The sequence below is a fragment of the Campylobacter concisus genome (assembly GCF_002914195.1).
In the GTDB taxonomy this organism is placed as follows: Bacteria; Campylobacterota; Campylobacteria; order Campylobacterales; family Campylobacteraceae; genus Campylobacter_A; species Campylobacter_A concisus_M.
This window is the reverse complement of sequence record NZ_PPAU01000125.1, coordinates 35,255-47,952: the sequence shown is the minus strand read 5'-3', so window position 1 is coordinate 47,952 and position 12,698 is coordinate 35,255. Positions and strand designations below refer to the sequence as shown.

14 protein-coding genes are annotated in these 12,698 nt (G+C 35.5%); 3 read left to right on the top strand and 11 right to left on the bottom strand.

Annotation, left to right across the window (positions count from 1 at the left end; all coding sequences use genetic code 11):
• Window positions 1-140: 140 nt before the first annotated feature.
• The 11 genes from CYP28_RS08980 to CYP28_RS08930 all read right to left on the bottom strand — a co-directional run bounded on the left by CYP28_RS08980 (window position 141) and on the right by CYP28_RS08930 (window position 10,253).
• A complete protein-coding gene (locus CYP28_RS08980; RefSeq protein ID WP_103593912.1) occupies window positions 141-548 on the bottom strand; it encodes a tetratricopeptide repeat protein in 408 nt (135 codons plus the stop codon).
• 135 nt (window positions 549-683) lie between these two features.
• On the bottom strand, window positions 684-1,511 hold the full coding sequence (locus tag CYP28_RS08975; RefSeq protein ID WP_103593911.1) for an ABC transporter permease: 828 nt from the start codon (window positions 1,509-1,511) through the stop codon (window positions 684-686).
• Window positions 1,504-2,157, bottom strand: coding sequence for an ABC transporter ATP-binding protein (locus CYP28_RS08970; RefSeq protein WP_103593913.1), 654 nt, complete (start codon window positions 2,155-2,157; stop codon window positions 1,504-1,506). Before CYP28_RS08970 ends, CYP28_RS08975 begins: the two co-directional genes overlap by 8 nt.
• A gap of 10 nt (window positions 2,158-2,167) precedes the next feature.
• Window positions 2,168-3,067 carry a NapH/MauN family ferredoxin-type protein gene (locus CYP28_RS08965; RefSeq protein WP_103593910.1) on the bottom strand — a complete coding sequence of 300 codons (900 nt, stop codon included), beginning with the start codon at window positions 3,065-3,067 and terminating at the stop codon, window positions 2,168-2,170.
• 2 nt (window positions 3,068-3,069) lie between these two features.
• Window positions 3,070-3,531 (bottom strand): c-type cytochrome, encoded by a 462-nt coding sequence (locus CYP28_RS08960; RefSeq protein ID WP_084041225.1) that lies wholly within the window; start codon window positions 3,529-3,531, stop codon window positions 3,070-3,072.
• Window positions 3,531-4,079 carry a c-type cytochrome gene (locus CYP28_RS08955; RefSeq protein WP_084109872.1) on the bottom strand — a complete coding sequence of 183 codons (549 nt, stop codon included), beginning with the start codon at window positions 4,077-4,079 and terminating at the stop codon, window positions 3,531-3,533. Before CYP28_RS08955 ends, CYP28_RS08960 begins: the two co-directional genes overlap by 1 nt.
• Entirely contained in the window at window positions 4,076-4,753 is a 678-nt protein-coding gene (locus tag CYP28_RS08950; RefSeq protein WP_103593909.1) for a 4Fe-4S dicluster domain-containing protein, read from the bottom strand. The genes CYP28_RS08955 and CYP28_RS08950 overlap by 4 nt, the downstream gene beginning before the upstream one ends.
• Window positions 4,746-6,002 carry a nitrous oxide reductase family maturation protein NosD gene (locus tag CYP28_RS08945; RefSeq protein WP_103593908.1) on the bottom strand — a complete coding sequence of 419 codons (1,257 nt, stop codon included), beginning with the start codon at window positions 6,000-6,002 and terminating at the stop codon, window positions 4,746-4,748. The genes CYP28_RS08950 and CYP28_RS08945 overlap by 8 nt, the downstream gene beginning before the upstream one ends.
• Window positions 5,995-6,750 carry a cytochrome C gene (locus CYP28_RS08940; protein ID WP_072595072.1) on the bottom strand — a complete coding sequence of 252 codons (756 nt, stop codon included), beginning with the start codon at window positions 6,748-6,750 and terminating at the stop codon, window positions 5,995-5,997. The genes CYP28_RS08945 and CYP28_RS08940 overlap by 8 nt, the downstream gene beginning before the upstream one ends.
• An 83-nt stretch (window positions 6,751-6,833) precedes the next feature.
• Complete coding sequence (gene nosZ, locus CYP28_RS08935; RefSeq protein WP_103593907.1) at window positions 6,834-9,422, bottom strand: Sec-dependent nitrous-oxide reductase; 2,589 nt, start codon at window positions 9,420-9,422, stop codon at window positions 6,834-6,836.
• A gap of 12 nt (window positions 9,423-9,434) precedes the next feature.
• Entirely contained in the window at window positions 9,435-10,253 is an 819-nt protein-coding gene (locus tag CYP28_RS08930; protein ID WP_103593906.1) for an ATP-dependent protease, read from the bottom strand.
• A 418-nt stretch (window positions 10,254-10,671) separates the two neighbouring features.
• On the opposite strand from CYP28_RS08930, the gene moaC reads away from it, so the two are divergent.
• Genes moaC through CYP28_RS08915 form a run of 3 tightly spaced genes read left to right on the top strand, consistent with a single transcriptional unit; the run spans window position 10,672 to window position 12,638 of the window.
• Window positions 10,672-11,148, top strand: coding sequence for a cyclic pyranopterin monophosphate synthase MoaC (moaC, locus tag CYP28_RS08925; RefSeq protein WP_180996951.1), 477 nt, complete (start codon window positions 10,672-10,674; stop codon window positions 11,146-11,148).
• Window positions 11,123-11,389 (top strand): HP0495 family protein, encoded by a 267-nt coding sequence (locus CYP28_RS08920; RefSeq protein WP_087578003.1) that lies wholly within the window; start codon window positions 11,123-11,125, stop codon window positions 11,387-11,389. Before moaC ends, CYP28_RS08920 begins: the two co-directional genes overlap by 26 nt.
• A gap of 10 nt (window positions 11,390-11,399) precedes the next feature.
• Window positions 11,400-12,638: a hypothetical protein gene (locus CYP28_RS08915; RefSeq protein WP_103593904.1), complete on the top strand. Its 1,239-nt coding sequence runs from the start codon at window positions 11,400-11,402 to the stop codon at window positions 12,636-12,638.
• Window positions 12,639-12,698: the final 60 nt, after the last annotated feature.

The following is a 12,698-nucleotide window of genomic DNA, read 5'->3' as shown; positions in this document are numbered from 1 at the left end:
AAATAGTATTATTTAAGCATAAATTTTAATAAAATTTTTAGTTAATAAAAAAGAAATTCCAAGTAATACTAAAGTAAATTTAACTTTAAAGAAACTATATTTAAGAAATTTCTTTTAATTAGTACAAGCATAAAATTAGGCTAATTTTTAGGCACAAGCTCTAATACATTACAAGCTCGCTTACTGCCCATCTTGCAAGCTTTATCAAGAGCATTTGCAGAAAGATCAAAGCTTTGCTCAGTGCCATTTCCTTGAAGATACTTTATCGCTAGCTCATAGCAAGCCTCACTACTACCGTCATCACAAAGCGATTTAAATATCTCAAAAGATTTTTGCGTATCTTTTTCTACGCCAAGGCCGCGTCCTAGCATATCTGCATAGATAAAGCAAGAAATTTTATCTTTATTTTCACACTCACTTGAAAGCTTTTTTGTAAAACTCTCGCAAGCTTTAGAGTTGCTTTTATTAATACACTCTTGCATATTTATATCCCAGTTTGCATTCAAAGATAGAAGAGCAAATGCTAAAAATAAAATAGATTTTTTCATAAATTTCCTTGGAAGAAGTTAGCCCCCTTTGGGGGAAAGGGAGCTATTACAAAAAGGAGGTTTCTTGTTGGACAAGTGGAATAATACAAGTTTCGTCTAAATTTAAAACCAACTTTTCTTTAACAAAAAACAATCTCAAACCAAATCTTTTTTGCTAAAGGCAAAATAGCCACAAACTAGCAAAATAATGCCTAGTAAGAGCGGATAAATAATCGCATAAGCTACAAATGTCGTCTTTGGAAAGGTGCTTAAAATAAAATAAGATGCGGTACCGATAACTGCTAAATTTGGATCAAAAAGACTAAGCGCTGCTATCCTGAAAAGTTCTATCGGATTTAGTATAGCAATAGCGTAAATGACGTACTCATCAACCGAGCTTCGCATAAGAAGTCCAATTAATGCTAGATCAATAAATGCAAGCATTATAAGCCAAAGTAAAAACGCTACACCTTGGCCTGTCTCTTGATTTTTAATCACGCTTGAGATAAAAAATCCAAGCGATAAAAAAATGATGCTTAAGCTAAAAAGTAGTCCAAAATAAAGTGTTAATACACCCCAAGGTATCGCAACACCTTTTATAAAACCAACGATCACGCAAAGCAAAAGAGCAAACAAAAGTGGCACAAAAACAACAAATGTACGGCCCAGTGCCTTACCAAAGTAATACTCTCTAAGGCTTAGTGGGAAGCTAAGGATGTATTCAAGCAAATTTGTATCTCTATCTTGATTTATGCTTCTTACGGTTGAGATGAGAATAAAAATAGGCACAATGATGACGCAAATTTGAATAAACAAAAGCAGTGCTCTAGTAAGCCCAGAAAAGCCAAGCACACGTGAGTCAGTTACACCACTAAATAAAAATCCTATCATCAAAGCAGAAAAAAGCGCAGCATATATCACAAACCATCTTGAGCGAAAAGACTCTTTTACATCAAGCTTTGCTATTAAAAAAAGATTATTCACTCTTGCTCCTTAAATTTTCTTCTTTGATTATCTTACCAAGGTCCATATAGACGCATCTATCTAATAAATTTGCTATCTCATCGATACGGTGTGAGATAAAAACAAGTGTTTTGTTCTGCGTGAAGTTATCAAGTAAATTTTTAAAAGAAAGCCTTGCTTTCACATCAAGATTTGCCGTTGGCTCATCAAACATCAAAATTTCACTATCCTTAGCAAATGCAATGGCTATTAGCATCTTTTGTTTCATGCCGCCAGAGAGCTTATAAAATGGCTTATTTAAATTTGCATGTAGATCAAGCTCTAAAAGCTTGCTAAATTTCTCAATCTCTTCAAATTTTACATTTGAGCTTTTGCAAACAAACTCACAAAGCTCACGTAGATTAAATTTAAGCGGTGGTGGGGTTTGTGGCACAAATGAGATAAATTTCAAAGCCCCTTTTCTATCTTTTAGAGTATTTACGCCATTTATCGCGATACTTCCACTATTTGGGATAAACTCGCCTAAAATGATACGCATGAGCGAGCTTTTGCCAGCTCCATTTTGTCCAAGTATTGCTATTTTTTCACCAGATTTTACGTTTAGGCTAACACTATCAAGTATCCTTTGCGAGCCAAAAATTTTCGTTACTTCTTTTATATCTATCAAAAATTTTTCCTTATATGAGTTTTTTAAAGCCATTGTCAAATTTTAGTGCGTCTTGATGACACACATCAATACACCTACCACAAAGCGTGCAATCAGCGCCAGCTATCCTAAAGATATTTTTGCTCTCGTCAAGCTTTGCTCCCTTTTTTGTCATAAAAAGTACGTGAGGCACTAGACAAACATCAGTGCAAACTAAGCAGTGATCGCACCTTTCTTTATCCCAGCTAACTTTTATGGCATTTGGTTTAGCTAGCACTGAGTAAGTAGCTCCAATAGGACAGACATACCTGCACCAAGCTCTACGTGAGAAGAAAATTTCAACCATAAGCATGGCCACAACGAACCAAATAGCATGAAAATAGCCATAGATAATAAATCTTGAAAAAATCCCAACAACATTAAAAATTTCAAATGTAAGGCTTGCACTAGCAAAGCTAAGGGTTAAAAATAAAATAGTAAAAACATATCGCCACTTTGTGTCAAAAACTCGTGGCCTTACTATCTTTTTAGCACGTAAATTTTCATGGATCTTCTCAGCTATTTCGCTTATCAACGAATAAGGACAGATCCAAGAGCAAAAGCCTCTACCACCAAAAATGATATAAAAGGCCAAGATACTAAGTGAGCCAATTATTAAATTTACATGGATTTCATGTGTCGCCAGAAAAACTTGCAGGCTCATAAAAGCATCTGCCAAGTGAAAACCAAATATCCTTGACGCACTGATGTCGCCTTCTAAAATTTGTATATCAACTCTATATGAAAGCACAAATAAAAGATGAACTAAAATGATGGTAAATATGCGCCAAAAACGTATACTAGGACGCTTCTTGCCATCTTTTGTAGTTGTGATTAACGTGCTTAGAAAGCTTACATTTCTAACCGTCGCACGAGTGTTATATTTGTCCATTTTTACTTTTTAAATTTAGAAATTTCATCTGCAAGGCTTTCAAGCTCGCTATCACTAACATTTGTGAGTAGCCCCTTCATAAGTGAGTTTTGCACCTTGCCAGCTTTATAATCAGCTAGCTTTTTAAGTAATTCATCCTTACTTAGGTGTGTTATATCAGGAGCTACGACGCCTTTTGCATTTGCACCATGACACGGGGCACAAGTTGTTAGATATTGCTTGCTAACGCCTTCATTGTGCACTTTAGCCACACTTAGACTTAGCTCTTTTACCTTTTTTAGCTCATCTTCGCTAGCAAATTCTTCACTAGACTTTGGCTGCTCTTTTGTAAAATTTTGCTCTACTTTTGGCTGAGCATTAGTTGCTGCTTTTTCCTTTTTAGGCGGAGTCTGGCTTAACATAAATACCATGATACCGCAAATCGCTACTGCTAAAATAATGGTTATAATCTTTCCTACTTTCATTATTTGCTCCTAAATTGTGTATTAAAATCACTGATTTCTTTAGCTAAATTTCTGATTTCACTATCATCCATTTTTTTAACAAGATCTCGCATTAAAACATTGACTTTTTCTTTATTTTTATAAGCATTTATCATTGTATAAATTTCATTTTCGCTTTTTGTTAAAAGTGATGGCCCGATGATGCCATTTGCGTAATCATCGTGACAAGCTGAACATTTTGTAATGAAATTTTTGCTAAGTCTGCCCTTTATAAGTCTTAAATTTATAGTTTGAAGAGGGGTTCTTACCATTGCTAAAGCACCGATTTGACGGCTTACGTTATTATCTTCAAGTCCAAATTTTACGCTCTTTTCGCCGTGCATATCGTATTTTATGAAGTCATTTTGTTTATTTGTACTTTGATTATTTTCTTTTTTTTCAACCTTTATGCTAGCACTCGTAGCTACATTTATTGGTTGCTCGCTAGCTGCTTTTTGCGCTTTGTCATCACTCTTTTCACAGCCGACAAATAGCAAAGCAGCAGCCACTAAAGACATTATTAATCTCATTCTTTCTCCTTATAAATTTCATCATAACTCATTTTTGGGGCAATATTTATAATTTTTACAGGGCAAACCTCAGCACACACCCCACACCCAACACAGCCATGCTTTATGAGTGGTAAATTTGCTTCACTCATTACTATTGCACTATCGCCAACTGGGCAAATGCTGACACAAAGGTCACAAATTTGACCGATTTTGCCTTTTATCTTATCTTTTTCTGCCTCTTCTCTATCGTTATAAACTTTGCGGACAAGCAAATCTTCAACGCTATCTTCGCTTAGTTTTTCTCTTTTTAGGCACATACAGGCATTTGCATTACTCAAGACAGCAACGCCCATTTTCACATCATCAACGACTTTTGTAGCATGATCTAACGCACCACTTGGACAGGCGAGCACACATGGAAAAAGATCACATAAATAGCAACCTCTCTTTTTAGGATCGATGTATGCTGTACCATTTGAATATCCATCTTTTATATCAAGCAAACTTATACTGTGATAAGGGCATACCTGCACACACTGACCACATTTAACACAAAGATCATCAAAGTCATCAACCGCACCTGGTGGTCTAAGATAGAGTTTATCGCCGCTACTTTTTGGCAAAATTTTACCTATGCCATATCCTGCGGCAGCTGCGACTGAGCCTAAGATTATAAAATTTCTTCTATCCACGCTTTGCCTTTAACGCGTTAAAATTTGAAGCATCAAGTGGTTTTATCCTTGGCGTGCTATCTTCAAGTAGCTTTACTGGCTCAGAAAATGGCGCGAGTTTGGCTAAAAAATTTAAGATACTAAAGACACTTGAGCCATAGAAAAACTGCAAATTCGGATAATACTGCCAAAGCTGATCGGCATACGATAGGTGCATAAATGGCGTATCGCCATAGCCATCTTTATCTCTATCAAAGCTCTCATACTCATCATAATAATTTTTACTCCACCGATTTAATGCCATTTTATCACCTGGAGTATCGTTCGCAACGATATCCATATTGCCTATAAAATCATTATTTTCAAAGATGCTTGTCCCCTGGGTAGCGTGAAAATATACGCCAACTACGTTGTGTAAAATTTTATTGCCTAAGAAATTTATCGTTGAGTCTGGCTGAAACGGCGAGTTGTCAAGCAAAATTCCTCTCGCATTATAGATAAGTGTATTATTTTCGATAGTAAAATTTGAAACATCCTTTAGACCGATACCGATACCAAAAGCGCCGTCACTATCCATAACAAGATTATTTTTTATATTTGAGCCAGCTGAATACATAAAAAACATTCCGACCGCATTGCCGATAAAATCATTGTTTTCGACTAAATTTTGATTTGCATACATAAAGTGAAGCGAGTATCTACCGTGGATCGCTTTATTTTTTAAAAATTTATTGTGGCTCGCATACCATGCAACCATATCGCGGCTATCATAAATATAATTGCCTTCTATTAAATTTTCATGGCTATACCAGAGTCTAACCGCATCACCTCTAAAGCCAAGACTGGCCCCTTTTTTAGAAGTGATGTTATTTTCAGTGATCTTTGAACTACTGCACTCTTTAAAATCAATCCCAAAAAGCACATCACTCAAGTCATTTTGCGTAACCAAGACATTATTTGCTTTATCACAGCCAATGCCAGCATCTAGCTCACCAAGGTCATTTCCGCTACCACTTATCTTTAAATTTCTAAGCGTAACATTTGAGGCAATAATCTTTACAACTGTGCCTTTACCATTTCCTTTTATGTGAGCATTTTTACCCTCACCAACGATACTAAGCGGCTTATTTATAGTTATGCTTCCTTCATAGATGCCGTCCCCTAGCTTTATAACATCACCAGGGTTAGCGTTATTTATTGCATCTTGAAGAATATTTGCAGAGCTAAAAATAGGCAAGAAAGCAAGGGCGAAATTGAAAATTTTACGCATTTAGCTCTTTTTTCTTTGAAAATACTGCAAGTATGCAAAATACACTCATAGCAATCATAACCCAAAATCCAATGCTTGGATAAGAGTGCGTTGTAAATTGTGCAACGCTACCATCGCCTAGAACTGTTGGCATAAATGGTTTAATCTTAAATGCGCCCCACTCTTGCATATTGTGTCCATACCAGTAAAGCCATCCTGCAAATGCGCTCATAAATAGCACAGGCGCGATAATCGTTGGAACCATAAGAAGTGAGTTAAATTTGCCATTGTAATACAAAAATGCAAGCATACAAAGCGTTGAAATAAGCAAATAATAAGGCGCTATCGCTCGCTCTAAATTTCCGCCATGCTCCATAGGATACATACCAATGTAGTGATTTATCGTATTCATCTCATGCACGTCACCACTATATCCATCTACGTGAAAATATACAGGAATTCCATCAGGAAAGGCTGATTTTGGATAATTTGGAGCTTCAAGAGAGACGTACCAGATAGGAAAAGATGGCGTACCAATCTCTGCTTTTTGTTCGATCATCTTATGAAGATCGCTTGCTACATCTTTTGATAAAAGGTGATTTTTATACTGAAATGAGCTATAAAGATTATAGATACCGTAAGTATAAGATGGTAGTTCATCACCATCAGCTATACGCTCTTTTGCTCCGTGCCAACCAAGAACAGGCAAAGTAAAACAAACAGTCATTAAGACAAGTGCAACAATGGTATAAATTTTATATTTACTCATGATCTCTCCTTTAAATTTTAAAATTTCATCTGCTAAAAATAAAATTTTAAAATTTAAAAAGGGGCAAAACGCCCCTTTAAAAACTACATACCAGCGTTTTCATCTACCCATTTTAGGTATTCGATGATATTTTTGATCTCTTCATCACTCATATGCTGATTTGGCATTCTAAGGTTAAAGTAATCAATCATTGATTTAATGTAGTCATCATTATAGAACTTAGCAGGATCTTTGATAAATTCTGCCACCCATTTTTCGCCATTTTCATGTCTTAGTAAAACACCTGTTAGGTCTGGACCTGAGCTTACTTGACCGATAACGTGGCAACCATTACATCCGCCTTTTAGATAAGCCTCTTCACCTTTTGCAGCAGCTGGACTCATCGGAGTTGCGATCTCTTTAGCTAGGTTATTTTTAGCTCTTAAGCCAACGTCAGCTGTTTTAACCATGTATTGCCATACTTGGTACTCCCAAAGGATAGCACCGTTTACGTCGCCTTTTTTGTAAGCTTCGTCAGCTTTAGCTTTTACCTCTTTGATGTGACCGTATTGATCAAGTGCGTCATCAACTAAAGCTTTTACTTTTGGATATTTCTCATAATGTTTCTCTTTTAGGTATTTAACAACCTCTTGGATAACATCATCAGTTGCCTTATTAGTTGCGATTACTTTATCGTATTCAGCTTTTAAAGCTTCTGGGCTTAGAGTTTTTAGCTTATTATTTTTTGCAGATTCATATTTTTTACTTGGATCTTTAACAAGTAAATAACCCATCATCTCTAGGTGAAGTGCTGAGCAAAACTCCGTGCAGTAGTATGGGAAGACACCTTCCATATCAGCTACGAAATTTACTGAAGCAGTTTTGCCAGGCTCTAGTGACGCGTGAATGTTGTAAAGGTCGATGCCAAATCCGTGAGTCTCATCTTGAGCGCGCTCTAGGTTTGTTAAGTGAATTGTTACATTATCGCCTTTATTTACCTCGATGTGCTCTGGGTTGATGTGACTTCTGATCATTGTCGCATAGACGGTTACATTTTTGCCGTTTCTTTCAACTCTTTCTTGACCAGCTAGAGTTGCATATGGGCTAGCCTCGCCTGTTCTTGAGTTTGTACCCATGTTGTAAGTAAGCGCTGGACTTAGTTTACTAGCAGCTATTGAAACAACATCGTGTGGCTCGCCAAGTGGTATTGGCATATCATAGATTAGATCCATTTTTGCGCCAGTGATGTCTATTAGCTGGTGATTTTGTGGATGAAGTGGGCCAACTGGGCTAAAGCGATCAATTGAAAGTTTATCAAGAGCGATTGCATATTTGCCAACTGGTTTTGCTGATTTGCCTTCCATTGTATCAAGGTGGCCGATATTGTAGTGAACATTTATCTTATCAAGCACTTTTAAATTTTTATAGTCCCATTTTACGATTTGACTATCAACGTAAAGTGAAGTATAAAGTACGCCATCTTGTGAGTCAAATGATGTATGCAGTGGTCCAAGGCCAAGTTCGACTTGTCCGTGCATTGTCTTTTCTCTATCTAAGATAGGTATGCCGTATGGGTCAGTGCCAGCATACTCTTTTTTATCGATTAGCTCTTTGATCTTTTTAAAGTCATAAACTGATGCGTGAGTATCAAGCTTACCGCCAATAATGATATATCTACCATCTGGAGTTACGTCACAACCATGTGGGCTCTTTGATTCTGGGATCAAAAATAACGCACCTGCTTTTACAGCAGCGTCTATTGTAACTACCTTGTGACCATTTATAACTTTGTAGTTTTTCTTGTCTTGAACAAGTTTTTCTAAAATTTTCCAGTTATAAACGTGTAAGAAGTCAGTGTCATTTCTACTTGCACCTGCTTCAAATGGAGGGAGGCCTTTTTCGATACCGCCAGTATACATCTCAGTATTTATTGAGTTTGTAAAGCCCCAGCCGTAGCTCTCGCCCTTACCAGCATCACTTAAATCTTGCCAGTATGGTGGAAGCTCAAGAGAGAATGACTCTTTCTCATCGATCTTGCCTTTTGGATAGTCAAATTTCCAAAATGTTACAGCACCTCTATAAACTGCTTCATAGTCGTCTATTGAGTGGTAGTTGTTATCAAGTGGAGCTGCATATTGGCTAGCTTCGATAACATACTCGCTATTTGGAGTGATGAAGCTGCCGCCATGCTCACTCTTCATGATAGGGTTTACAACGATTTGAGTTGTCTCAAAGTCATGCAAATTTATAACTGCGATTCTTGGGTTAGCCTTATCGTTGATAAATAGATAATCACCAACATACTCACCATTTTTCTCACTAAAATTTGGGTGGTGTGTATCGCCCCATGTTATCTCTTTGCCTCTGATATTGCCTTGTTTCAAAACAGCTTTTGACTCATTGTCATAGCCATATCCTTGCCAAGGCTCTGGTGTGAAAACGCCGATGTATTTATAAATTCTCATCGACGGAACGCCATAAACTAGCACTTGACCGCTTTGCCCGCCAGATGAAAAGACGATGAAATCATCTTTTTTACCGCTAGGCTGATAAGTTTTAGCAGCTGCAAGGACATCTTTTTCGCTTAGCCCACGCTCTTTCATGACTTTTTCAAGGTCACTACTAGCAGCACAAGCAGTCGTTAAAGATAGCCCAAGCAACGCAGCACTTGCGACACAAAATAACTTTTGCATTTACTCTCCTTTTTAAAATGAATTTATCTCTAAACTCTTTATCTCATTGTCTAAATTTACACCATTTAAGACGCCTTTGTCTATAAAAATTCTTTTTATCTCATTGCTAAAAAGAGCCTTTTGTCCTTTTAACTTAAGATCTTTATCAAATTTATAGACTACTCCATCCTCATCACCTATGAAAATTTCATCCTCCATACACGCAAGAGCTGAAATTTTAGATTTTAAAACTTGCTTTTTGATTCCACTTTTAAAATCTAAAATTTCTCCATCTCTAAAGCCAAGCAAAATATCATTCCCTTTAAATTTACAGGCACTAAGTGGAGCAAAGCCAACACGCTTTTTCTCTTTTAAATTAAGCTCTTTATCAAGCAAAAATGCTTTGCCATTAAAGCTCGTAAAAAATAGCTCATCATCAATTGGCAAAAAGCTTGAAATTTTATAAACATCTTTATAATTTTTAGTTAAAAGTTTATTTAGATTTTTATCAAAAACGCCTATGCTGACTTCATTAGCCATATCGCAAGCTACGTAAATTTTATTTTTAATTGCCACAATTTGTGAGATTTTACAGCCAACATTTGGCATGGCAAATAAAAAATTTCTCTCATTTGCCACTTCAATAATCTCATTGTTTAAATTTGCGATATAAAAGAATTCTCCATCATTTCCGCACTCTTGATTTTTATAAATCGTCTCTTTTAGATCCAAATTTTTAATTTGTCCATCTTTTATAAAGACGATGCTTTGGTTACTTTCATTAATAAAGCAGCCTAATTGCTGGGCAAAAGCTGTTATCAAAAACAAACTTATACAAAGCAGAAATCTCATGATCCAAGGCACTTTCATCATAAATTTATTAAGCAAAAAAACTATACATACTTAACTCTTAAAAGCAAATTAGCGATTAATTTATTTTTTTAAGCTTTTAAAGAAAAATATCAATAAATTTTTTTAAATTTTATTATTTACATTATATAGACATTATGATTTAATCAATACTAATATAGTTTTAATAAAATTTATTATCTATAAAGCTCTTTATTTTAGGTATTTTATGCATTAAAAATTAAATTATAAATAATTTATTAAAAAAATTATTTAAATTAAATAATTATATTAAGGAATGAGAATTCTCTTTGGTATTTAAGTAAAAAGCTAGATTTTATGTATTTGTTATATTTTTAGCTTAAACCTATTGGTAATTTAAATTTGTTTAAATAGGCTATAATCCGCCAAAAAAGGAGAGATAATGCTAACGCATTTAGATGAGAAAGATCGTCCAAAAATGGTCGATGTAAGCCCAAAAGATCCTACAAAAAGAGTGGCAACTGCTAGCGGGATCATCAAGATGAGCAAAGAGGCCTTCAAGGCAATAAAAGAAAATACTGGCAAAAAAGGCCCAGTCATCCAAACGGCTGTCGTTGCTGCGATAATGGGTGCAAAAAAGACAAGTGAGCTAATTCCGATGTGCCATCCACTAGCTATTTTAGGTGTGGATTGTGATATCGAGGAGCTGCCTGAAATTTGTGCTTTTAAGCTTTATGTGAGTGTAAAAATAGAGGGCAAAACAGGCGTTGAGATGGAGGCATTAACTGGCGTTAGCGTGGGGCTTTTAACGATTTATGATATGGTAAAAGCTATAGATAAAAGCATGGAAATAAGTAATATCGTATTAGAGAGTAAAACAGGAGGAAAAAGTGGCGAGTATATGCGATCTAAATAACAAAAAAGCAAAAATCGATTACCCAACACATTGGGAATATAAAATAATATTTGATGTAGATGTAAATGTAGAAGAAAAGGTAAAAGAGATAGTAAAAGATAGAGAATTTAAACTAGTCTTTTCAAAATTTAGCAAAGATAAAAAGTACGCAAGCTATGACCTAGCCGTGCTAGTTTTGAGCGAAGAAGAGAGACTCGAGATATTTTCTGCACTAAAACACGAAGCAAAATACGTTTTATAAGGTAAAAGATATGAACAATTTAGAACAAAATTTACATGATTATAAAAGCAGCGATGGCTTATTAATAAGCATAAAAGCTCTTTGCAATAACTTCTTTCAAGATGCTGCAAACAAAGATATAAATGCTTTGCCAGAAATTTTAAAGGCTAAAATGAACGAGCTTTATGACAAAATGAACAAAGAAGATCTCATAAACGCAAAAAATCTAAAAAGTGCTATGGAGGGAATAAATCAGGCCATTGTCGGCACTGAAGAAAAGGCACTTTACGAGCTTCTTGATAAAAAAGATGAGCTAAGTCGTGCAATAGAAGCAAAACGTGAGGAGATAAAAAATAGGCTCAAAATTTCATTTGAAGCAGCTGAAGAAGTCGTAAAAGATAGAAATTTTAGTGAAAAAGAGGAAATTTTAGAGCTTTTAAATAATGCGATCATTAGAGAAACAAGGCTTCTTGGTATCTTAAAAGAGAGTGCTCAAATCGCATTTTTAACAACTCTTGAAGGTGCAAAAGATGTCGAGGAAACAGCTGGTGCGATAGCTAAAAATATGACCTATGTTGCGATAATTGGAGGAGAGTTTAGCAAAGAGCGGATACTTGAAATTTCAAAAAACATCATCATAGCAGCGGCAAATTTAGCAGACGAGGGTCATATCTTTGCAAAAGAGTTGATAAGTGGAGCGATAAGTGGTACAAGAGATGGCATTTTAAGAGCCATAGAAAAGCTCAAAGATGAGGCAAAATTTGCTCCGGATGAGCTTAGGCTAAACTCGCAACTACTAAATTTAAAAAATATTGATGAAGAATTTATAGCCTTGCTTAGGGAACTTGAAAAAGAATTTGAAGGTGTAGCAAGAAATGAGATCGAAAATGTGATAAATAGCGAGCTAGATACAAATCTAGCAAAATTTAAACGCATTAGCGATCAAGCAAGAGAGCAGATTATTTCAAGGATAGAAGAATTAAAGTCAAATGGTATGGCAAAGCTTATGAGCGAGGCAAATAATAAATTTGAAGCCCTAAAACAAGAGCTAAATGACAAGAGTAAAAAGCTAAAACTAAATTTTGATACAAACGACAAAATCGAAGAGATCAAACAAGAGATCGCTAATCTTGAGAAAAAAGCCAATGAAAAATTTGAAGACATTAAGCAAATAGACATCAAATCAGAAGCCAAGAAATTTGGAGATAGAGCTTATCAAGCTGCAAAAGATCTGTTAAATGTTATTAAAAAAGATAAAAAAGAGGATTAAATTATCAAGCTTATCTTGAAATTTTTCTTGAAAGATACTCACGCTAAATATTCTTGCCAA